This is a genomic window from Streptomyces chattanoogensis, assembly GCF_001294335.1.
Taxonomy (GTDB): Bacteria; Actinomycetota; Actinomycetes; order Streptomycetales; family Streptomycetaceae; genus Streptomyces; species Streptomyces chattanoogensis.
Window position 1 is genome coordinate 199,002 of sequence record NZ_LGKG01000207.1, and the last position, 21,905, is coordinate 220,906.

General features: G+C 70.5%; 16 protein-coding genes. 11 read left to right on the forward strand and 5 right to left on the reverse strand.

Annotated features, from left to right (window positions below; translation table 11 throughout):
- Positions 1-109: 109 nt before the first annotated feature.
- Positions 110-811: a formylglycine-generating enzyme family protein gene (locus ADL29_RS39385; RefSeq protein ID WP_053928273.1), complete on the reverse strand. Its 702-nt coding sequence runs from the start codon at positions 809-811 to the stop codon at positions 110-112.
- A 380-nt stretch (positions 812-1,191) separates the two neighbouring features.
- On the opposite strand from ADL29_RS39385, the gene ADL29_RS39390 reads away from it, so the two are divergent.
- The 4 genes from ADL29_RS39390 (at position 1,192) to ADL29_RS39405 (ending at position 7,316) form a co-directional block, all read left to right on the forward strand.
- Positions 1,192-2,172: an ABC transporter permease gene (locus tag ADL29_RS39390; protein WP_046929570.1), complete on the forward strand. Its 981-nt coding sequence runs from the start codon at positions 1,192-1,194 to the stop codon at positions 2,170-2,172.
- 51 nt (positions 2,173-2,223) lie between these two features.
- On the forward strand, positions 2,224-3,270 hold the full coding sequence (locus ADL29_RS39395) for an ABC transporter permease (protein ID WP_053928274.1): 1,047 nt from the start codon (positions 2,224-2,226) through the stop codon (positions 3,268-3,270).
- Between the two features lie 88 nt (positions 3,271-3,358).
- On the forward strand, positions 3,359-5,536 hold the full coding sequence (locus tag ADL29_RS39400) for a dipeptide ABC transporter ATP-binding protein (RefSeq protein ID WP_169795295.1): 2,178 nt from the start codon (positions 3,359-3,361) through the stop codon (positions 5,534-5,536).
- Positions 5,537-5,621: 85 nt separating this feature from the next.
- A complete protein-coding gene (locus ADL29_RS39405) occupies positions 5,622-7,316 on the forward strand; it encodes an ABC transporter family substrate-binding protein (RefSeq protein WP_053928275.1) in 1,695 nt (564 codons plus the stop codon).
- Positions 7,317-7,389: 73 nt separating this feature from the next.
- Here ADL29_RS39405 and ADL29_RS39410 read toward each other — a convergent pair whose 3' ends face one another.
- Positions 7,390-8,010, reverse strand: coding sequence for an L-threonylcarbamoyladenylate synthase (locus ADL29_RS39410; protein ID WP_053928276.1), 621 nt, complete (start codon positions 8,008-8,010; stop codon positions 7,390-7,392).
- A gap of 111 nt (positions 8,011-8,121) precedes the next feature.
- On the reverse strand, positions 8,122-8,499 hold the full coding sequence (locus ADL29_RS39415; protein ID WP_053928277.1) for a hypothetical protein: 378 nt from the start codon (positions 8,497-8,499) through the stop codon (positions 8,122-8,124).
- Between the two features lie 297 nt (positions 8,500-8,796).
- Between ADL29_RS39415 and ADL29_RS39420 the strand changes: the two genes are divergently transcribed.
- The 6 genes from ADL29_RS39420 to ADL29_RS39445 all read left to right on the forward strand — a co-directional run bounded on the left by ADL29_RS39420 (position 8,797) and on the right by ADL29_RS39445 (position 17,780).
- Positions 8,797-9,735 (forward strand): AraC-like ligand-binding domain-containing protein, encoded by a 939-nt coding sequence (locus ADL29_RS39420; RefSeq protein WP_245689823.1) that lies wholly within the window; start codon positions 8,797-8,799, stop codon positions 9,733-9,735.
- A gap of 28 nt (positions 9,736-9,763) precedes the next feature.
- Positions 9,764-10,732 (forward strand): cyclase family protein, encoded by a 969-nt coding sequence (locus ADL29_RS39425; RefSeq protein WP_053928279.1) that lies wholly within the window; start codon positions 9,764-9,766, stop codon positions 10,730-10,732.
- A 268-nt stretch (positions 10,733-11,000) separates the two neighbouring features.
- Positions 11,001-13,898, forward strand: coding sequence for a SpoIIE family protein phosphatase (locus tag ADL29_RS39430; RefSeq protein ID WP_053928280.1), 2,898 nt, complete (start codon positions 11,001-11,003; stop codon positions 13,896-13,898).
- A gap of 95 nt (positions 13,899-13,993) precedes the next feature.
- A complete protein-coding gene (locus tag ADL29_RS39435; protein ID WP_053928281.1) occupies positions 13,994-15,529 on the forward strand; it encodes a sugar ABC transporter ATP-binding protein in 1,536 nt (511 codons plus the stop codon).
- On the forward strand, positions 15,526-16,569 hold the full coding sequence (locus tag ADL29_RS39440; RefSeq protein ID WP_053928282.1) for an ABC transporter permease: 1,044 nt from the start codon (positions 15,526-15,528) through the stop codon (positions 16,567-16,569). The genes ADL29_RS39435 and ADL29_RS39440 overlap by 4 nt, the downstream gene beginning before the upstream one ends.
- Complete coding sequence (locus ADL29_RS39445) at positions 16,566-17,780, forward strand: substrate-binding domain-containing protein (RefSeq protein ID WP_053928283.1); 1,215 nt, start codon at positions 16,566-16,568, stop codon at positions 17,778-17,780. The genes ADL29_RS39440 and ADL29_RS39445 overlap by 4 nt, the downstream gene beginning before the upstream one ends.
- Here the strand turns inward: ADL29_RS39445 and ADL29_RS39450 are convergent.
- Both ADL29_RS39450 and ADL29_RS39455 read right to left on the reverse strand, forming a co-directional pair.
- A complete protein-coding gene (locus ADL29_RS39450) occupies positions 17,725-19,281 on the reverse strand; it encodes a GMC family oxidoreductase (protein WP_053928284.1) in 1,557 nt (518 codons plus the stop codon). The genes ADL29_RS39445 and ADL29_RS39450 overlap by 56 nt on opposite strands.
- A 96-nt stretch (positions 19,282-19,377) precedes the next feature.
- A complete protein-coding gene (locus tag ADL29_RS39455; protein WP_053928285.1) occupies positions 19,378-20,880 on the reverse strand; it encodes an alpha/beta hydrolase in 1,503 nt (500 codons plus the stop codon).
- A 99-nt stretch (positions 20,881-20,979) separates the two neighbouring features.
- Between ADL29_RS39455 and ADL29_RS39460 the strand changes: the two genes are divergently transcribed.
- Entirely contained in the window at positions 20,980-21,897 is a 918-nt protein-coding gene (locus ADL29_RS39460; protein WP_425424318.1) for a helix-turn-helix domain-containing protein, read from the forward strand.
- Positions 21,898-21,905 lie beyond the last annotated feature (8 nt).

Below are 21,905 nucleotides of genomic sequence, written 5' to 3' on the forward strand. Positions count from 1 at the left end.
TAGCAGGGCGAGGCGTCGGGATCACCCGGCCGGTTCCTGCGGTGGCGGGTTGTCACCTGCGCCGCAGGAGCGCGGCCGGAGCGCCAAGGACCGGCCGCTCGGCGAAGCATCAGCATCCGACGGAACGCGCGATACGGAACCCCACATCGTCGATCCGGAAGGTCGGATGGCTGCGTCGCCGCACCGAGGCCCGGCAGCTCCAGGGCTCGTCGAACCAGCCACCGCCACGGAGCACCCGATACGTGCCGTAGACCTCGGCGTCGTAGACGTCCCAGCACCACTCCCAGGCATTGCCCAACATGTCGTACAGCCCCCATGCGTTGGGCTCCTTGCCGCCCACGTCGTGGATCCGCTCGTCCGAGTTGGCGCGATGCCAGGCGATCTCGTCGAGCCGCCCGTAGCGCGCACCGGGCGTACCGGCACGGCATGCGTGCTCCCATTCGGCCTCGGTCGGAAGCCGGTAGCCATCGGCCGAGGCGTCCCACTCGATACCCTCCACGCCCTCCACGCCCTCGCTCTCAGCCGGGAGACGATAGACGGGCGCCAACCCTTCGCGTTCGGACAGGGAGTTGCAGAACCGGACCGCGTCCCACCACGAGACGCCCTCGACAGGCAGCCGGTCGCCGTGCGCGGTGCTCGGCCGCCGGCCGGTGACCTGTGCGTACCGCGCCTGGGTGAGCGGGAACGCCGCGAGCCGGTAGGGCGCGAGCTCCACCGACCAGCTGCGCTGCGTCCGCCGGTCGGACAGCGTCACCCGTCCCGGAGGAATAGTGATCATCTCGTGCGTCTCGCGGCCTGCGGTGGCGTCCATAAACACACAATCCTACCAATCGGTAGCTCCGGCGGAGGCAGCGGCTCCGGCGCCGCCGCATCGGCACCTCCGCCTACGTAAAGTCTTTGCCAATTAGCTCTACCTGCCGTTATGTTCGAGGCGCTGTCCGCATATCGGGCATCGACCGTCGAGAATCAGCCACACCTGCGAATGACAGGTAAATACGCGCCTCAACTATCGAGTTCGACGGGGCGCACCCGCAAGGCCCTTAGTCGGTGCCGAAGTTGGCGTTACCAGTCCGTAAACATCCCGTGATCGACAATCGCGCCTTATCGCTTGAAGATGTCGTTCGACCCGTACCGTCCCCACCCCAGCCGCAACGGCTGGCGCGGTGCGATCTAGAGGAGAGACATCGAGACATGGGCCGGTATCTGCTGCGCCGATTGGCGAATTATCTGGTCCTGGTGGTCGTCGCGGCGGCACTGACCTACTTTCTCGCGGGGCTCAGCCTCAACCCCCGCGCCAAGTTCGAGGGGCGCAACCCACCGCTGCCCGCGTCGTCCATCACCAAGACGCTCGACGAGTACAACATGAACCCGGACACCCCGATCCTGTCCCGGTTCGGGCACTGGGCCGAGGACGTCGTCCACGGTGACCTCGGCAAGACCATCGAAGGCGACGACGTCAACGACGACTTCGGCCGGCGGGTGGGCGTCTCCACCCGGCTGTTGCTGCTCGCCACCATCGTCGGCTCCCTCGGCGGTATCGCCGTCGGCGCGTACGGCGCCATCCGCCAGTACCGGCTCTTCGACCGGTTCAGCACCCTGGCCTCGTTCTTCGTGCTGGCCATGCCGGTGTTCGTGATCGGCGTCGCGCTGAAGATCGGCGCCACCGCACTGAACGACGGCTCGCAGACCATCAAGGTGCTCGGCGAATACGACCCGCAGTACGCGGGGCAGTGGAACTTCGACGCCCTCGTCAACCGCGCCCAGCACATGCTGCTCCCGGCGCTCACCCTGATCATCATGCAGGTCGCGCTCTACAGCCGTTACCAGCGCTCCACCATGCTCGACGTCCTCGGGAGCGACTTCCTGCGCACCGCCCGCGCCAAAGGGCTACGCCGACGCAAGGCACTGGTCAAACACGGTCTGCGGACCGCGATCCTGCCCGTCGTGCCGCTGCTGGTCTACAACATCGTGCTGCTCTTCACCGGCGCGACCTTCACCGAGAAGACCTTCGGCTGGCACGGCATGGGCGAGCTGCTGGTCGACTCGATCCAGAAACAGGACGTCAACTCCGTAGCCACGGTCGGGCTGTTCACCGCCGTACTGGTGCTGATCGCCGGCCTGCTGTCCGACCTGCTGTACGCGGCGCTCGATCCGCGCGTACGGGTCCGCTGACCCGACCCCGCAGACCGAACCCCACCCCACCGCCCCTCAGGAGAGCGCGCGATGAGCGTCCAGCTTCCCCCTGCCACCGAACCTGCCCCCGGCCCCATTCCGCCCGGGGAGGCCGATGGCCGCACCGCCAAGGCCCGTACGTCACGACTGCGGCTGACCGTCCGCCGCTTCGCCCGGAACCGACTGGCCCTGTTCGGCCTGTTCCTCCTGGTGCTGCTGTTCCTCGGCGCGTACGGCGGCCCCTTCCTCACCAAGTGGGACTACCAGCAGCACGACTTCCTGAACTTCCTCTCCAGCCCCTCCGGCGACCACTGGTGGGGCACCACCCAGGGCGGCGTCGACCTCTTCGCGCTCACCATGCGCGGTCTGCAGAAGTCGCTGATCATCGGCCTGCTGGTCGGCGTCCTGTCCACCTTCCTGTCCGCCACCGTCGGCGCCTTCGCCGCATACTTCGGCGGCTGGACCGACCGGGTGCTGATGTGGATCGTGGACCTGCTGCTGGTGATGCCCTCGTTCCTGATCGTCGCCGTGCTGTCGCCCTCGTTCCGCGGCTCCACCTGGCTGGTCTTCGTGGTCCTGCTGGGCGCCTTCAGCTGGATGATCACCGGCCGCGTCGTACGGTCCATGACCTTCACGCTCAAGGACCGCGAGTTCGTCAAGGCCGCCAAGTACATGGGCGTCCCCGCGCCGGTCATCATCTTCCGGCACATCCTGCCCAGCATGGCCTCGATGCTGATCATCGACACCGTCATCCAGGTCGGAGCGGCGGTCATCGGCGAAAGCAGCCTCTCGTACTTCGGGTTCGGTGTGCAGGCACCCGATGTCTCCCTCGGTACGGTCATCGCCGACAACACCACCAACGCCTCCACCTACCCGTGGCTGTTCTTCTTCCCGGCCGGCTGTCTGGTGCTCATCGGCCTGTCCATCTCCTTCGTCGGCGACGGGCTGCGGGATGCCCTCGACCCCAACGCAGCGGGTGCGAAGGCGCGTTCACACCGTAAGAAGAGCGGCAAGAAGCAGCAGCCGAAGCGGGCGCCGTCGGCCACCGCCGCGGCCGTTCCGGCGCAGACCCCGGACGCTCAGGAAACCGCCTCATGAACCGCGGCCCCGTCCCTCGCGCTGCCCACCCCCAGCACCACCACCCCGCGCACCCCACGTACTGCGCGCCCCAGGAAGGACCCCGACGGTGACCGAGACCAGGCCGACCCAGCCCACCGAGGCTGCTGACACGGCGCAGCCCGTCCTCGCCGTCAGCGATCTGACGGTCTCCTTCCCCAGCGAAGCGGGCGAGGTGCAGGCCGTACGCGGCGTCTCCTACGCCGTGCGCCCCGGCGAGGTCCTCGGCATCGTCGGCGAGTCGGGCTCCGGCAAGTCCGTCTCCTCCATGGCCGTGCTCGGGCTGCTCCCCGAGAGCGCCGAGGTCACCGGGTCCGTCAAGCTCGCCGGGCGCGAACTGCTCGGCCTCGGCGACGCCGCCATGTCGAAGATCCGCGGCAAGGACATCGGCATGGTCTTCCAGGACCCGCTGTCCGCGCTGACCCCCGTCTACACCGTCGGCAACCAGATCATCGAGGCCCTCCAGGTCCACCAGTCGCTGGACAAGGCGGCCGCCCGCAAACGAGCCGTCGAACTCCTCGACGTGGTCGGCATCCCGGACCCGAAGCGCCGGGTGGACGCCTTCCCGCACGAGTTCTCCGGCGGTATGCGCCAGCGCGCGATGATCGCCATGGCCATCGCCAACGACCCCAAGGTCATCATCGCCGACGAGCCCACCACCGCCCTCGATGTGACCATCCAGGCGCAGGTCCTGGAGGTGCTCAAGACCGCCCAGGAGGTCACCGGCGCCGCCATCGTCATGATCACCCACGACCTGGGGGTCATCGCCGGCTTCGCGGACCGGGTACAGGTCATGTACGCGGGCCGACCGGTCGAGGCGGGTCCGGTGGACGAGGTCTACTACCGGCCGCGGATGCCGTACACCATCGGGCTGCTCGGCTCGATCCCACGGCTGGACGAGGCCCGGGCGGAAGGCACCGCACGCCGCGCCCTCACCCCCATCGACGGCAACCCGCCCAAGATGGTCGACCCGGCGCCGGGCTGTCCCTTCGCCCCGCGCTGCCCCATCGCCGTCGACCAGTGCCACACGGACGAACCGGAGTTGACGGTCGCCGAGGGCGCCGAGCCTCCCCAAGCTCTCGACTCCGTTCGAGCAGGGGAGACCCCACTCACCGCCTGCCACCGCGCGCACGAGATCGGCGCCGGGCTCGACCGCGACGCCGTCTACCCGGTGCCGGTGCTGCCGGAAGCCGGTGCGATCGAGCGGCTGCCGCGCGCGGAGCGCGCGACCGTGCTCGAACTCGACGGGCTGGTCAAGCACTTCCCGCTCACCAAGGGCGCGATCGTCAAGCGCACGGTCGGCACCGTACGGGCCGTGGACGGCATCAGCTTCGACATCCGCGAGGGCGAGACGCTGGGCCTGGTCGGCGAGTCCGGCTGCGGCAAGACCACCACCCTGCTGGAGATCCTCGACCTGCCCAGCGGCCAGGCCGGCACCGTCACCGTCTTCGGCAAGGACATCCGCGGCCTGAACCGGGCGGACCGCAAGGGGCTCCGCCGCGATATGCAGATCGTCTTCCAGGATCCGATGGCGGCGCTCGACGCCCGGATGCCGATCGGCGACATCCTCGCCGAACCGCTCAAGACGCACGGCTGGGACAAGGCACGGATCGCCGCCCGGATCCCCGAACTCCTCGACATGGTGGGCCTGGAGCCCGAGCACGCCGACCGCTACCCGCAGGAGTTCTCCGGCGGTCAGCGCCAGCGCATCTCCATCGCCCGCGCCCTCGCGCTGGAACCCAAGCTGGTCATCCTCGACGAGCCGGTCTCCGCCCTGGACGTCTCCATCCAGGCGGGCATCCTCAACCTCCTCGACGAGCTGAAGACCCGCCTCGGGCTCAGCTATCTCTTCGTCGCCCACGATCTGTCCGTCGTACGGCATATCGCCGACCGCATCGCGGTCATGTACCTCGGCCGGATCGTGGAACTCGGCGCGGCCGACGACGTCTTCGCCGCGCCCTCCCATCCGTACACCCAGGCACTGCTGTCCGCGGTCCCGCTGCCCGACCCGCGCAAGGAGCGGGAGCGCAGCCGGATCCTGCTCAGCGGCGATCTGCCCAGTCCGGCGGATGTGCCGTCCGGCTGCCGCTTTGCGGGCCGCTGCCCGAAGTACAGCGAGCTCGGCGACAGCGACCAGGCGCGCTGCCGGGAGGAGGACCCCGCCGCGGCGGTCCTCGGCCCGGACCACACGGCGGCCTGTCATTTCGCGGCGGCGGTCGATGTCGTCGAGTCGGCAGTGGCGCACTGATCCACCGCGCTGACAGGCGCCGCACGGACACACCGTACGACGCACCCCTAGCCGTTATTTCCCAACAGCTCAGGAAGAGGCACCCATGAAGGTCTCCCGATACCCGCTCTCCCTCGTCGCGACGCTCGCCGTGTCGTCGCTGGCGCTGTCCGCCTGCAGCAGCTCGGACAGCGACGACGCGCAGGAGAAGGCCCCGCAGAAGTCGACCTCCGTCAACATCAAGGCGACAGATCCCGCGAAGCTCAAGCAGGGCGGGACGATGAACTGGGCCATCCAGATGTTCGCCACGCAGTGGAACATCACCGAGGTCGACGGCCTGCAGTCCGGTCCCACGGAGGTGATGAAGTCCCTCGTGCCGAGCCTGTGGCACACGGATGCGAGCGGTGGGCAGCACGTCAACAAGGCGTTCCTGCTGGACGCCAAGTCCGCGACCGTCAAGGGCAAGCAGGTCGTCACCTGGCATCTGAACCCCAAGGCCAAGTGGTCCGACGGCACACCGATCACCTGGAAGGACCTCGCGGCCAACTCCGAGGCTCTCAGCGGTCACGACAAGGCGTACAAGGTGGCCTCCTCCGTCGGTTTCGACCAGGTGGAGAGCGTCAAGAAGGGCAAGGACGAGTACGAGGCCGTCATGACCTTCGCCAAGCCGTTCGCGGACTGGCAGGGCATGTTCAACGCGTCGGCCAACCAGCCGCTGTACCCGGCGAAGTACGTCTCCGACCCGAAGACCTTCAACACCGCCTACGTCAACAAGATCCCGGTCACCGGCAACGCGTTCAAGCTGGGCAGCATCGACAAGTCCGCCAAGACGGTCACGGTGGTGGCCGATCCGAAGTGGTGGGGCGACAAGCCGAAGCTGGACAAGATCGTCTTCCATGCGATGGACACGGCTTCGATGCCCGGTGCCTTCGCCAACGGTGAGATCGACTACTTCGACGTCGGCGGCGACGCCTCCGCCTACAAGCAGGCGTCCAAGGTGTCGGCCGGTGAGATCCGGGAAGCGGGCGGCCCCAACTACCGTCACCTCACCTTCAACGGTGAGAGCGCCAAGCTGAAGGACCCCAAGGTCCGCCAAGCTCTGTTCATGGCCACCGACCGCGAGACGATCGCCAAGTCGGACCTCAAGGGCCTGGGCTGGAAGCCGTCCGTCAAGAACAACAACTTCCTGAACGCCAACCAGAAGGGTTACCAGGACAACTCCGGCAAGCTGGGTAAGTACGACCCGAAGGCGGCCGGAAAGCTGCTGGACGAGGCCGGCTGGAAGCTCAGCGGCAAGGTCCGTAAGAAGGGCGGCCAGGAGCTGTCGCTGCGGTTCATCATTCCGTCGGGCAACCCCTCGGCCACCAACGAGGGGTCGATGCTGACCCAGATGTACCAGCAGGTCGGCGTCAAGCTGCAGATCCAGACCGTGCCGACCAACGACTTCTTCGACAAGTACGTCACCCCGGGCGACTTCGACGTCACGCCCTACACCCTGCTCGGCACCCCGTTCCCGGCGAGCGGCGCTACCAACGTCTACACCCGCAAGGGCGGCAACAACGACGCCAACGTCGGCAGCAAGAAGCTGGACGACCTGCTGTACGCGGCCAGCACCAACGCCGCCGACCCGGCCGGGGCACTGAAGCAGACCAACCAGGCCGACGTCGAGGCCTGGCAGCTCGCCGGCGTCCTGCCCCTCTACCAGCGCCCCGACATCGCCGCCATCAACAAGAAGCTCGCCAACATGGGCGCCCTCGGCATGACCGACGTGGTCTACGAGCACATCGGCTTCACCAAGTAACCCACTGAGCAGTACTCACACCGTACCGAGGCCGGGCCCGTACACCACGGGCCCGGCCTCGTTGCAGATGTGGCTACTCGAACCGCGCCGTATCGCCCGCCCCCCGGCGTACGATCTCCAGCTCGCCCCCGGAGAAGTCGAGGACCGTGGTCGGCTCCGTGCCGCAGTCGCCCGAGTCGATCACGGCGTCCACCACGTGGTCGAGCCGCTCCTTGATCTCCCAGCCCTGTGTCAGCGGCTCGTCCTCGTCGGGCAGGAGCAGGGTGCTGGAGAGCAGCGGCTCACCGAGTTCGGCGAGCAGGGCCTGGGCGACGGTGTGGTCGGGGATGCGGACACCGACCGTCTTCTTCTTCGGGTGCAGCAGCTGGCGCGGTACCTCCTTCGTCGCGGGGAGGATGAAGGTGTATTTGCCGGGCGTCGCCGCCTTGACCGCGCGGAACACGTCGTTGTCGATGTGGACGAACTGCCCCAGCTGGGCGAAGTTCTGGCAGACAAGGGTGAAGTGGTGACGGTCGTCGAGGTTGCGGATCGACCGGATCCGGTCGATGCCGTCACGGCTGCCCAGCTGGCACCCCAGCGCGAAACAGGAGTCCGTCGGGTACGCGACGAGCGCGCCGGCGCGGATGCTGTCGGCCACATTGCTGATGGTGCGCCGCTGAGGGTTCTCGGGGTGCACGTCGAAGTACTTCGCCATCCGTCGAGCCTACGGGAACAGGACCGACGGAGCCCGTCCCGCGGGCTGTGGCGGCCCGCCACAAGCAGTGACGAGCCGCCGCACACGAACACAGCAGGTTTTGGGCCCAGGTCACCCCCCGACCCGGTTGTAGACGTACAGGAACCACTTCATCTTGCCGTCGTTGCCCCGGTCATAGTTGCAGCTGTAGTCGGACCACCAGCCCTTGGACTTGCCCCGCTTCCCCTCCGACTTGCACGCGGACCCGGTCCAGTAGGCGCGGTAGAACGTCCACCCCGACGCCGTGGTGGAGACATCGCTGCCAGCGGCGTGGACGGCCGGGACCCGGGCCTGAGCCTGCGCTTGAGCCGACGGCTGCGGCGCGGCTGCGGCCGTTCCCGCGAAACCCGCCAGGCCGGCGCCGAACAGCGCCGTCGTGGCCACCGCGGTCACCACCCCCCTGCGCAGCAACGGGCCCCTGCCGCCATGACGGCTGTTCTCGTGCTTCATGAAACTTCCCCCTTCGGTCATGTGGTGCGCCACTCGGTCATGTGGTGCGCCACCGTGACGGCCGTGGTGCCTCGACCCGCCGTCACGCAGCACCGCCATGCTGGCGTCTCCTGCCGGGCACGTCGTTAGCGGTCCCCGCACTGTTGTTGGCGTGGAGCGCACTACCGCTTCGCCGGGCGCTGCGGGAGGCTGGCCCGGCGATCTGCTCGGTGAACGGGCGGTCTTGCACCGGGGGGCCTTGTGGAAACGGTTTTCGACAGCGCGGAGTTACCCGCCCACGACCGCATCGAGGCGTGGGTGGCGACCACAGCTCTGGCGCTGGTCACCACGGAGATCAGGCCGCTGGACCCCGCCGCCTTCACGGCGCGTCTGCGGTCCCTGTCCCTGGGGGCGGTCCAGCTGACCGAGATGTCCTACGCGCCGTTGGTGTCCCAGCGCACGCCCGCCCTGATCCGGCAGTCCGATCCCGAGCATTACCAGGTGGCGCTGGTGCGCAGTGGTCATCAGGGCATTGAACAGGCCAGGACGAGGTCCCTCCTCGGGCCCGGCGACATTGTCCTGTACGACAGTTCCCGCCCCTTCGACGCCATGGTGGACGGCAGTCGGGCAGAGAAGGCGGCCGAGTCGGTACTGCTGCAGTTCCCCAAACGGCTGCTGCCGCTGCCGGAGTCCAAAATCGCCGGGCTGCTGGGTGTGCGGCTACCGGGGACGGAGGGCATCGGCCGGCTCTGCGCCCAGTTCATGACCTCCTTGGTCGAGGAACACACCAGCTGCACTCCGCGGGATACGGCGCGGCTGGGGCACACCGCACTCGATCTGGTCACCGCCGTGCTGGCCCACCATCTCGACGACGAGACCACCGCACCGGCGCAGTCACAGCCGCAGGTCCTGTTCCTGCGCATCACGTCCTTCATCGACCGGCATCTGGACGCCCCGGGCCTGGGGCCCGCCACGGTCGCGTCGGCTCACCGGATATCGCTGCGCTACCTGCACCGGATCTTCCAGCAGCACGGCACGTCGGTGCGGGCGTACATCAAGCACCAGCGCCTGGGGCGGTGCCGGCGCGACCTGGCCGATCCCCACCTGCGTCACCTCACGGTCCACGCCATCGCCGCCCGGTGGGGATTCTCCCGGCCGGCCGACTTCAGCCGCGCCTTCCGCACCGCGGTGGGGATGCCGCCCAGCGACTACCGGGCCCTCGCCCAGCCGGCTCCCGCTCCGCCAACTTGCCGCTGAGTGGCGGCGGCGGCAGCCTTTCCCTGAGATGACCAGCAATCCCAGCGATGCACCGACGCCGCCGCCGGCCGGTGCCGGCAACGGGCCCGCCGTCTCCCACGAGGAGTTCGACGCGCTCTTCGAGACGGTCCGTACGTGGGGCCGCTGGACTCCCGCCGACCGCGGTGCCTGGCACCGCGTGACGGCGGACCGCGTACGGCAGGCCACCGCCCTGGTCCGGTCCGGAACGGTCGTCCCCATGGCGCGCCCCTGGAACACGGCGTCCGGGCCGGACAACCGCAGGCCGGCCTTGCACTACATGTCCGACCTCGGCGACGTCGAGGCTCCCGAGCCCGCCACGCACAAGGACTTCATCGCCGTCGACTACCACGGCAAGGCCGTCAGTCATCTGGACGCACTGTCCCATGTCGCCTACCGCGGGCAGCTCTACGACGGTCGCCCGGCGCGCGAGCTCATCGACTCCGCAGGGGCCCGCTTCGGCGCCGTATCGGCGCTTGGCCCGCTGGTGACCAGGGGCGTGCTCCTCGACCTGCCGGCCGTTGCGGGGAGTGCCTGGCTGGAGCCCGGCCGGGCCGTGCACGCCGAGGACATCGTGGCCGCGGAGCGGGCGCTCGAGGTGACGATCGGCGAGGGGGACGCGGTGCTGCTGCGGTCCGGCGGCCTCCGCCGCCGTCAGGAACTGGGCGCCTGGGATCCGGACGCGGCGAGCGCGGGCCTCCATGTGGACGCCCTGCCCCTGCTGGCCGAGCGCGGTATCGCCCTGCTCGGCGGCGACGGCGACAGCGACGTACGGCCCTCGCCGGTCGACGGCGTGCATTCTCCGGTGCACGCCCTGGCCATCGCCGCGATGGGGGTGCCGCTCCTGGACAACCTCGATCTCGAAGCGCTCTCCGCCGCCTGCGCCGGGACGGGCCGTTACACGTTCCTCCTCGTCGTAGCGCCCCTGAACATCCCGGGCGGTACGGGCTCGCCCGTCACTCCGGTCGCGGTGCTGTGAGTGCCGGGGCGCCCCCGCGGGAAGGAAGAAGGCCAGGTCAGCGCCGTGATCACCACGACGGGCGGGGCGCCTCCGAGCCCCGTCCGAGACCCGCCCGGGCCCCGTCCGAGCCCTGTCCGCCGGCCGCCCGCCGCCGCCCGCCACCGCGCACTCACCGCTCGCCACCAGGCCCGTCATATGTACAAAGCTCTACAATTGGATCAAACGGTACAGCCGCTTCGACGTCCGGCGGCCATAGCAGCACGTACCGAAGAGGGAAGTGATCGGGATGGGGCTCATGGGAGGAGTGGGCATCAGCCCCGTACGCGCCCGTGAGCAGTTTCTTCGCGGTGGGTCGGTCGAGGGGACGGTGCGCAGCCCGATCCTGAGTTCGTGGCAGCGTTCCCAGGAGCTGGGACTCTCGCCGGAAGGCTGCGAGCTTCCCTTCCTCCAGGATCTCGATCTGGACGGCCGGCTCGTCCGCGCCGCCATGCCCGTACTGGACCGGCTCCAGTCCATGTTCGCGGGCAGGAACATGAACGTGTCCCTCGCCGATGGCCGCGGGGCGGTGCTGCAACGGCGCTTCGGCGAAGCCTCGCTGGTCAGGCATCTGGCCGCGATCCAGAGCGTCCCCGGTTTCGTGTTCGCCGAGCAGTTCGGCGGGACCAACGGAATCGGTCTGGCCCTCGCGGAACGGCAGCTGATCAATGTGTACGGCGCCGAGCACTTCGCCGAGCGCTCGCAGTCAAGTGCCTGTTCGGCAATTCCCGTCCGGGACCTGCTCAATGGGCGTATCGAAGGCGTGCTGTGCTTCGGCTATCCGCTCTCCGATACGGATGCGGCGCTCAACACCGTGATCCGCAGGGCAGCCGGTGCCATCGAACGGCGGCTGCTGGAGCAGAGTTCGACGCGGGAGCGCGCCTTGCTGCAGGCGTATCTCGACGCCCGGCACCACGCGCCGGCCGACGACGCCACGGGCGACGGGCAGCTGGGGGAGCTTTCCCGGAGCGGACTGGACTGGCGCGATCAGATGATCCTGAAGGAGCGGGCCGCCGATCTGATCTCCGCGGCCCAGCGAGCCGCCGTCGAGGTGGCGCTGCCCGGCGGCCGGCGGGTCACCCTGCTGAGCCGGCCGGTCACCAGCCCCTCCGGGGTGGAGGGCGTCGTCATCGAGGCGGTCCTGCCCACCGCGCATCTCCGGCTCACCGTTCCCGCCGAGGCCGCCGCGCCGCCCGCCCCCCTGGCGCTGCAGGCCCTCGCCCCGGCCGTCCCGCCGTCCGGGCAGGCTCCCGGCAGCGCACCCGGCCGACCGGCGATGACGGCTCGCAAGCCCGGCACGCCCGCCGGGCCCCGTACGCCCGGCGGCACCACAGGCACCGAACCGGCCGAACGAGCCGAGCCTGGCGAGAGCACGACCAGTGGGCTGGTGATGGTGGGCGAGCCGGGAGTCGGCAAGTACGCCGTGGCGGCCCGCCGCCGCCTGGAGCTGCTGTCCGAGGCCAGCGCCCGTATCGGCACCACCCTGGACGTGAGCCGCACCGCCCGCGAACTCGCCGAGATGGCCGTTCCGCGCCTGGCCGACTTCGTCACCATCGACCTCCCCGAGGCAGTGCTGCGCGGCGAGGAGCCGGCCGATCCCCGGATCGGCCTCTTCCGCACGGTGGTCCACGGATACCGCGACGACTGCCCCTTCTACCCCGCCGGTGAACCGGTCGACCTGCGCGCCACCACACCGCAGCTCCGCTGTCTGGCCGGCGGCCAGCCCGTACTCGAGCCCGATCTGAGGAGCGCCACGGGCTGGATCGCCCAGGATCCCGCGCACGCCCAGCGCCTCCTCGACCACAACGTCCACTCGCTGATCGCCGTTCCCCTCCTCGCCCGTGGCATCGCCGTGGGCATCGCGAGCTTCTACCGCTCCCGGGACCCCGCCCCCTTCGGGGACGACGACCTCTCCCTGGCACAGGAGCTCGCCACCCGCGCCGCCATCTGCATCGACAACGCCCGCCGCTACACACGCGAACACGCCATGGTGCTAGCCCTGCAGCGCAGCCTGCTGCCGCACAGCTTCCCCGAGCAGAACGCCGTCGAGGTCGCCTACCGCTATATGCCGGCCGAGTCCGGGGTCGGCGGAGACTGGTTCGACGTCATTCCCCTCTCCAGCAGCCGCGTCGCCCTCGTCGTCGGGGATGTCGTCGGCCACGGGCTGCACGCCGCCGCCACCATGGGCCGACTGCGCACCGCCGCCCGTAACTTCGCCGAGCTCGACCTCGCCCCCGACGAAGTCCTCACCTTCCTCGACAACCTCGTCGGGCGCCTCGACCGGGACGAGGGCGCCGAGGAGCTCTCCGCGAGCAGCACCGGCATCATCGGCGCCACCTGCCTGTACGCCATCTACGACCCGACCTCGCAGCAGTGCGTCATGGCCCGGGCCGGCCACCCGCCGCCCGCGCTGGTCGGGCCCGACGGCACCGTCACCTTCCCCGACCTCCCCGCCGGACCGCCGCTGGGCCTGGGCGGCCTCCCCTTCGAGACCGCCGAATTCCACCTTCCCGAAGGCAGCCAGCTGGTCCTCTACACCGACGGGCTCCTGGCAAACCGCCACCACGACTTCGACACGGCCCTCGACCGGCTGCGCCGGGCCCTTGCGCACCCGAGCCGCCCGCCCGAGGACACCTGCGAGGCGGTTCTGCGCACCGTGGTGCCCCACCACCCCGACGATGACATCGCCCTGCTCGTCGCCCGCACCCACGCCCTGGACTCCCACCGGATCGCCACCTGGGACCTGCCCGCCGACCCGGCTCTCGTCTCCGGCATCCGCGCCGCCGTGACGCGCCAGCTGACCGCATGGGGGCTGGACGAAGTCGTCTTCGCCACCGAACTCCTGCTCAGCGAGCTGGTCACCAATGCCATCCGCTACGGCACCGGCCCCATCCAGGTGCGCCTGCTCTACGACCGCACGCTGACCTGCGAGGTCTCCGACCACAGCAGCACCGCCCCGCATCTGCGCCATGCCACCACCACCGACGAGGGCGGCCGCGGCCTGTTCCTCGTCGCCCAGCTCACCCAGGCCTGGGGCACCCGCTACACCGGCGACGGCAAGGTCATCTGGGCCGAATGCGCTCTGGAGGTACCCGCAGGCAAGCCCGGCGTCCTCGAGAGCTGTTTCGACGACATTCCCGCCATCTGACGGTCCGTCCGGTAAAGCGGTCAAAGAGGGCCGTACCATGCGGAAACGCGATAGCAGATGCTGGAAGTGGCAGAGGCCGAACCCCGGAGAAGTCTGTGCACGACGCTCCCGACCACGCTCCTCCCCCGCGCCATGGCCCGGGGCCTCTCGTGCGCATCCGCGGTCTCGGCAAGCGGTTCGGCGGCACGCTCGCGCTGGACGCGGTCGACCTCGACATCCGTTCCGGCAGCATCCTCGCCCTGCTCGGTCCCAACGGTGCCGGAAAGTCCACCCTCATCAAGGTGCTCGCGGGCGTCCACTCCGCGGACGCGGGCGAGGTGACGGTCGCCGGGCATCCGCTCGGCTCCGAAGCCGCCTCCCGCACCATGTCCTTCATCCACCAGGACCTGGGGCTGGTGGAGTGGATGACGGTCGCGGAGAACATCGCCCTGGGCGCCGGCTATCCACGCCGTGCGGGACTGCTGTCCTGGCGGATGGCCCGGGAACAATGCGCCGAGGCCCTGAAGATCATCGCCGCGCACCTCGATCCGCGTGCCGTCCTCGCCGACCTCCCCCGGGCCGAACGGTCCCTGGTGGCCATCGCCCGCGCCCTGTCCACCCGAGCCGAACTCATCGTCCTCGACGAGCCGACCGCCAGCCTCCCGGCAGCGGACTGCGCCCGGCTCTTCGACGTCCTGCACACCCTGCGCGACCAGGGCCACGCCATCGTCTACGTCACCCACCGGCTCGACGAGGTGTACCGGGTCGCCGACGCCTTCGCCATCCTGCGCGACGGCCGCCTCATCAGCCGGGGCCGGCTCGCCGACCACAGCCCCGCCCGGCTGGTGCGCGACATCGTGGGCCACGAACCGGGCGGCTACGGGCCCGCGCCCGCCGCCGGCCCGCCCGTCCTGCGCCTGGACGGCGTGGAGACCGACGCCACCGGACCGGTCAGCCTGGAACTGCGCGCCGGTGAAATCCTCGGCATGGTGGGGCTCACCGGCGCCGGACACATGGAGCTGGGCCGCGCCCTCGCCGGTGCCCGGCCGGTCCTCGGCGGACGGGCCCTGCTCGACGGGCGGCCGTACCGGCCGGGCACGGTCGCCGACGCCGTCGGATCCGGCGTCGGTTTCGTCACCAGCAACCGTCAGGAGGAGGGCTGCGCCGCCGAACTGACCGTACGGGAGAACTTCCTGGCCAACCCGCGGGCGGGCGGCCGGCCGGCGTTCCACTGGACCGGCCCCCGGCGCGAGCGGGCCGAGGCCACTGCGCTGATCGAGCGGTTCGCGGTGCACCCCCAGGACAGCGAGGCGCCGATCGCCACCCTGTCCGGGGGAAACCAGCAGAAGATCATGATCGGCCGGTGGCTCAGGATGAGCCGGCGCCTGCTGATCCTCGAAGAGCCGACGGCCGGGGTGGACATCGGCGCCAAGACGGCCGTCTACCGCCTGCTCCGGGAGGCCCTGGCCGAAGGCACCGCCGTGCTGCTCATCTCCACCGACTTCGAGGAGGTCGCCCACGTGTGCCACCGGGCCCTGGTATTCGTCCGCGGAGCGGTGACGGTGGAGCTGACCGGCGAGTCCCTCACCGTCAGCGAACTCGCCCGTGCCTCCTCGGCCATGGCCCCGCTCACCGGGACGACGGGACCATGAGGCCCGGTCCCCGCCCCCGTTCGCCGGGCCGCCGGCTCGGACACCTCATCGGCGCCTACGGCCTCCTGGCCCTGGCCGCCCTGCTGTTCCTGGTGTTCTCCCTCGCTCTGCCGGACACCTTCCCCACCCTGGACAACATCTCCGCGGTCCTGTCCAACCAGGCGATCCCCGCGCTCCTCGCGCTCGGCGCGATGATCCCCATCGTCACCGCCAAGTTCGACCTGTCCATCGGCTACGGACTCGGCCTCGCGCACGTCATGACGATGCAGCTCATCGCGGTCGACGCGTGGCCCTGGCCGCTCGCCTGCCTCGTGGTGGTCGTCGGCGGGGCGGTCGTGGGCGTCTTCAACGGCGTCGTCGTCGAATTCGCGAAGATCGACTCGTTCATCGCCACGCTGGGCACCGGCAGCATCCTGTACGCCCTCACCGGCTGGATCACCAACGGCGCCCGGATCGTCCCCGGCCCGCAGGGCCTGCCGCCCGCGTTCACCGACCTGTACGACTCCAGGTTCCTCGGCCTGCCGGTGCCCGCCTTCTACGTCCTCGCGCTCACCGCCGTGCTGTGGCTGTTCCTGGAACGGCTGCCCCTCGGCCGGTACCTGTACGTCATCGGCTCCAACCCCCGCGCCGCCGCCCTGGTGGGCATCCCGACCCGGCGCTATGTCATCTACGCCTTCGCCGGATCGGGTCTGATCGTCGGCATCGCAGGTGTGCTGCTCGCCGCGCAGCAGCGGATCGGCAACCCCAGCGTCGGCCTGGACTACCTGCTGCCCGCGTTCGTCGGGGCGCTGCTCGGCTCCACCGCGATCAAGCCCGGCCGCGCCAACGCCCTGGGCACCCTGATCGCCGTCGTCATCCTCGCCATCGGCCTCGCCGGCATCGGTCAGCTCGGCGCCCAGTTCTGGGTCACCCCGCTGTTCAACGGCGCCACCCTGCTCATCGCCGTCGGCATGGCCGGCTATGCCGCCCGCCGTCAGCTGCGCCGCCGACGGACGGAACCTCCCGGAACCCGCCGTGACATGACCGAGGTCACCTCATGACCGCCGGCCACCACCGACGTGTCCCCCTCGCCGTGACGATCGCCGTCCTCACCGCCCTCACCGTCCTCACCGGCTGCGAGCGGGGCGCATCGAGCGGCGGCGGGCCCTCCTCGACCGGGCCGGCGAAGTCCGGCTGCCCCGCCGCCCTGGGCCGGGCCGAGACGGCCGTCCGGCAGGCCGAACAGAACCGTCCCGCGGTCAACGGCCCCACCAGCGGCCCCCGGGCAGCCTCCGGCAAGAGCATCGTCTACGTGGCGCAGACCATGACCAACCCCGGCGTCGCGGGCGCCGCCAAGGGGGTGGCGGAAGCCGCGAAAGCCATCGGCTGGAAGGTCCGGGTGATCGACGGCCAGGGCACGCCCGCCGGGATCCAGGCGGCATTCAGCCAGGCCATCGCGCTGCGGCCGTCGGGCATCGTCATCGGCGGCTTCGACCCCAAGCTGACGTCGCAACAGGTCGCGAAGGCCAACGCGGAACACCTCCCGCTCATCGGCTGGCATGCGGTCGACTCCCCCGGCCCGAGCAAGGACCCCGAACTCTTCAGCAACATCACCACCAGGGTCCAGGACGTCGCGAGGATCAGCGCGGACTGGATCATCACGCACTCCCACGGCAACGCCGGAGTCGTCATCTTCACCGACGCCTCGATCCCGTTCGCCAGAACCAAGTCCGAACTCATCAAGAAACAGCTCGCCACCTGCCCCGGCCTGCGGCTCCTGGCGGAGGAGAACATTCCGATCTCGGACACCAGCAGCCGGACTCCGCAGGAGGTCTCGTCGCTGCTCTCCCGCTTCGGCGACACCTGGACCCATTCCGTCGCCATCAACGACGTGTATTTCGCGGACGCCGCCCCGGCCCTGCGCGCAGCGCGCAAGAAAGGAGCCGGGGCGCCCTACAACATCGGCGCGGGCGACGGCGACCCCTCCGCCTTCCAGCGCATCAACAGCAAACAGTTCCAGGCAGCCACCGTCCCCGAGCCCTTCGCCCAGCAGGGCTGGCAGATCCTCGACGAATTCAACCGCGCCTTCCACGGCAGGCCCGCCAGCGGATACGTCGCCCCCGTACACATCGCCACCGCCGTCAACAGCCGCGGGGCGACGACATGGGATCCGCCCGGCTACCGCGCCGCGTATCTGAAGATCTGGGGCAGGTGGTTCAGGCCGGTGCCGGGAGGCCGCGCAGCAGGTCCGCCGCCTTCTCGGCGATCATGATGGTGGGGGCGTTCGTATTGCCCCGTACCACGGTGGGCATCACCGAGGCGTCCACCACCCGCAGACCGCTCACCCCGTGCACGCGGAGCCGGGAGTCGACGACCGGGCCGATGGCGCAGGTGCCCGCCGGGTGGTAGAGGGTGTGCAGCTCGCGCCGGGCGAAGTCCAGCAGGCCGGCGTCGGTGAGGGAGCCGGGGACGCGGAAGTCGGCCCTGCGGTGCTTGCGCAGACCGGGCCGGTCGGCGATGTCCAGCAGCATCCGGAGCGCCCGCACCATCGTGGCGCGGTCGTCCTCGGTGGTCAGGTAGTTGTGCAGGATGTGCGGTGCGGCGCTGGGGACCGGGGACCGCAGGGAGACCTTGCCGCGGCTGGTGGGCGTGAGCAGGGCCGCGCCGAACATGAAGGCGTGGTCGGTGACCGGGCTGATGCCCTCGTCGTGGAACATCACCGGGGCGGCGTGCACCTGGATGTCGGGGGCGTCGAGTCCGTCGCGGGTGCGGTGGAAGCCGCCGGCCTCGCCGATGTTGGAGGTGAGCGGGCCGCGGCCCTCGGACTCCAGCAGGCGCATGTTCTCCGGTGTCCCGGCGGTCAGCAGGGATTCGGTGTCGGTCAGATACGACAGGCCGACGTGCGGGTGGTCCTGGAGGTTCTCCCCCACCGGGAGGTCCACCCGGGCGGCGATGCCGTGGGCCGCCAGTTCACCGGCCGGGCCGATGCCGGAAAGCATCAGCAGATGCGGGGAGTTGTACGCACCCGCCGACAGCACCACCTCCCGTTCGGCGTGCCGTTGCAGCAGTTCGCCGCCCCGGTCCAGCTCGACGCCCCTCGCGCGGTCGCCGTCGAAGAGTATGCGGGTGCACTGGGCGCCGGTGAGCACGTCGAGGTTCGGCCGGGCCAGCGCCGGCCGCAGATAGGCGACGGCCGTACTGCACCGCATCCCGTCGCGCTGGGTGAGGTGGTAGTGGCCGACACCGTCCTGTTCGGGACCGTTGAAGTCGGCCGTGAAGGGGTGTCCGGCCTCCTGGGCAGCCGTCACATAGGCATCCGCCAGCGGATGCCGGGAGCGGCCCTCGCTGACCGTCAGCGGCCCGCCGGTGCCGTGCCAGGGCGATTTACGGCCCCGGAAGTCCTCGGCGCGCAGAAAGTACGGGAGGACGTCGTCCCAGCTCCATCCCTCGGCACCGGCGGCGGCCCAGGCGTCGTAGTCCCGCCGGTTGCCGCGGATGTAGATCATCGCGTTCATCGACGACGATCCGCCGAGCATGCGGCCCCGCGGCAGGTACCGGCGCCGGCCGTCCAGGCCCGGTTCGCAGGCGCCGAGGTAGCTCCAGTCGTACTTCGTCTGGAACAGCTTGGCGAAGGCGGCCGGTACGTGGATCTCCGGCGCGTCGTCCACCGGCCCCGCCTCGACGAGCAGCACCCGGCGGTCCGCGTCCTCGCTGAGCCGGGCCGCCAGAACGCACCCGGCCGACCCCGCACCCACGATGATGTAGTCGTACATCCCGGCCCCCTCACCCAGCACCCCTTGCGGACCCGTCCACCCAAGCCGCATGGGCGAGTCCGCTCCCACCGGGAAATCGGCCAATGTCGAAACGCCTCAGCTCCGCAGGTGCCCCAGTACGGACCGCACGGCGCGGCGCACGGCCCGGCGTGCCTCCTCGGAGTGGTCGGTCGTCTCGAAGCCGTGGTGGCCCTGCGGCACGTCGATCACCTCGACATCGGCCCGGGAATCCTCGGCGGCGGTCAGGAACTCCTCGACCGTCGCCGCGATCTCCGGGCGCTCCAGCCCCATCCGGGTCAGCACGATCGGCAACCGCCCGGCGGTACGCACCGCGGCCGCGGGGCGGAAGGCGGAAGCGGCGGGCCCCCAGTTCGGCATCGGCGCGAGAACCGGATAGGTCGCCGCCAGGCACCGCAACCACGGCGGGGGCGCCGCGAGCCAGTCCGCCGCCAACAGCCCGCCGGCGGAGAAGAACCACAGCGCGATGCGGTCCCCGTCGACGCGCGGATCGGCGCGTACGAGCTCGACCGCGGCGGCGATGTCCTCGGCGGCACGCCCGTAGTCGGCGAGATCGTGCAGCCGGTGGTCCACCGTCACGCCGACCGCTCCGAGACTCGCCACGTACTGGCCGTAGCCCACGAAGCCCGGCCAGTCCCGCGGTGTGGGCCGTACGCCGGCGGGAACCGGGCCGCCGTGGACGAAGACCACCGCCGGACAAGGGTGTTCGGCATCGGGCAGATGGAGATCGACGCGTCCCGTCCGCTCGCGGGGCCGCTCCGGTACGTCCAGGAGGAAGGGCCGCAGATGCCCGGGCCGCTCCCGCACCGCCAGTCGGTGCCCTTCTCCCGCAGCCGCCCGCAGCAGTACCTCGGCCAGCTCCTCGGGAGCGGACAGCATCGGCCAGTGTCCGGTGGCGAGTTCGAAGAACGTCACCTGGGGATCGAGGAGCGCCTGGAAGCGGGGGTCGCCCAGGCCCACCAGGCCCTCGACCATGGCGATGCTCGACCCGTTGGCCACGCACAGGACACCGGTCGTCGGCAGCTTCGCCACCGCATCGGACAGCCGGAGCGGCTGGGTGAGGGTGCCCACCGGCTGGGGTTCGGCAAGGCGGTCCAGCCGCTCCAGCGCGTCCGTGGGGACACCGGCCGTGCTGCCCCATCGGTGCCATTCGCCGAGCGGCGGTGGCGGGATCCGCCAGTCGTCGTCGGCCTGCCCGGACGGGTGCAGCAGCCTCTCCCCTACGGCCGGACCGGGCACCAGGTTGAGGGCCGGGTCGCCGTCCTGGGGCATGCCCGCGTCCAGGTAGACGATCCGGGCGACCCGCTCCGGGCGCCGGCCGGCGGCGCCGAGCACCGGGTGGATGCCGTAGCAGTGACCGACCAGCACCACCTCCGGCGCGTCCAGCCCGTCGATCAGCCGCACCACGTCCTGGATGTGCGTCTCCAGGTCCGTGTCCGGACCGGCCAGATGACGGCGGTCCCCCATGCCGGTGAGGGTGACCGGATGCACTCCGGCTCCCGACTCGCCCAGCCGGGCGGCCACTTCCCGCCAGATCCAGCCCCCGGTGTGGGCGCCGGACACCAGAACGAACACCGTCATGGATGCCTCCTCGTAGGCCTGGGTCCGCGGTGGGCCTGCCACTCAGGCCGTCCGCGCTCGCCGGTACGGTAAGAACTCCTGCTGGGGGAGGTTCAAGTCGTGTCGACTGACAGCATGTGGAGCATCGGGGAGCTCGCCGAACATGCGGGCGTCACCGTGAAGACCGTCCGCTTCTACTCGGACCGCGGTCTGCTGCCCGAAGCCGCCCGCAGTTCCGGCGGCCACCGCCGGTACGGCCCCGAGGCGCTCGACCGGCTCCGGATGATCCGCTCGCTGCGCACCCTCGACCTGCCGGTCCCGGACGTGAGCCGGGTCCTCGACGAGGAGGACACGCTGGAGGACGTCATCGCGGGGCAGCTGCAGGAACTCGGGTCGCAGCTGTCCGCCCTGCGCTGGCGGGAGGCCGCGCTCCAGCTGCTGCAGGACTGCACCCCCGAGGAACGCGCCGGCCGGCTGCGCCTGATCGGCGCCGTGTCCGCCCCGCCCAGCACGGCCTCGCTGGTGCGCTTCTGGCGCTGCTGGCTGCCCCCGCGGCTCCCGGCCCGGGTGGTCTCCGTATTCCTCGAACAGGCGGTCCCGCAGCCTCCCGCGGCACCGTCCCCGGCACAGGTTCTGGCCTTCGCCCGGCTGCACGCCTTCGTCTCCGGCCCCTGCTTCAGCAACGACCCCTGCCAGCCCGCGGCACACCGGCGCGACGACGGCTACCGCCCGGCGGTGCTCTACGACGGCCTCACCGAGGCGTTCGCCCTGGCCGCGCCGGAACTGCGCGCCCAGCGGCCGCCCCGCGAGGGCGAGGCGCTCGACTGCTTCGTCTCCGCGTACGCCCGCTCCTGCGGCACCCGCGACACCACCGCCTTCCGCCGCCTGCTCAGCCGCCAGCTCGCCGCGGACCCCCGTATCGACCGCTACTGGCAGCTCACCGCAGAACTCACCGGCCCGTCGGCACCGACCCCCGGCGCCGCCCACGACTGGTTCCGCGCCGCCCTGGACACCCAGATCGCTGCTTCGGCCGCCTGACCGGCGCG

Excerpts from the sequence above, each read along its gene's own strand:
- ADL29_RS39405 (WP_053928275.1), top strand. The coding sequence starts at position 5,622 with ATGAAGGTCTCCCGATACCCGCTCTCCCTCGTCGCGACGCTCGCCGTG.
- ADL29_RS39440 (WP_053928282.1), top strand. The coding sequence starts at position 15,526 with ATGAGGCCCGGTCCCCGCCCCCGTTCGCCGGGCCGCCGGCTCGGACAC.
- ADL29_RS39455 (WP_053928285.1), bottom strand. The coding sequence starts at position 20,880 with ATGACGGTGTTCGTTCTGGTGTCCGGCGCCCACACCGGGGGCTGGATC.
- ADL29_RS39445 (WP_053928283.1), top strand. The coding sequence starts at position 16,566 with ATGACCGCCGGCCACCACCGACGTGTCCCCCTCGCCGTGACGATCGCC.
- ADL29_RS39415 (WP_053928277.1), bottom strand. The coding sequence starts at position 8,499 with ATGAAGCACGAGAACAGCCGTCATGGCGGCAGGGGCCCGTTGCTGCGC.
- ADL29_RS39385 (WP_053928273.1), bottom strand. The coding sequence starts at position 811 with ATGGACGCCACCGCAGGCCGCGAGACGCACGAGATGATCACTATTCCT.
- ADL29_RS39450 (WP_053928284.1), bottom strand. The coding sequence starts at position 19,281 with ATGTACGACTACATCATCGTGGGTGCGGGGTCGGCCGGGTGCGTTCTG.
- ADL29_RS39410 (WP_053928276.1), bottom strand. The coding sequence starts at position 8,010 with ATGGCGAAGTACTTCGACGTGCACCCCGAGAACCCTCAGCGGCGCACC.
- ADL29_RS39390 (WP_046929570.1), top strand. The coding sequence starts at position 1,192 with ATGGGCCGGTATCTGCTGCGCCGATTGGCGAATTATCTGGTCCTGGTG.
- ADL29_RS39430 (WP_053928280.1), top strand. The coding sequence starts at position 11,001 with ATGGGGCTCATGGGAGGAGTGGGCATCAGCCCCGTACGCGCCCGTGAG.
- ADL29_RS39425 (WP_053928279.1), top strand. The coding sequence starts at position 9,764 with ATGACCAGCAATCCCAGCGATGCACCGACGCCGCCGCCGGCCGGTGCC.
- ADL29_RS39395 (WP_053928274.1), top strand. The coding sequence starts at position 2,224 with ATGAGCGTCCAGCTTCCCCCTGCCACCGAACCTGCCCCCGGCCCCATT.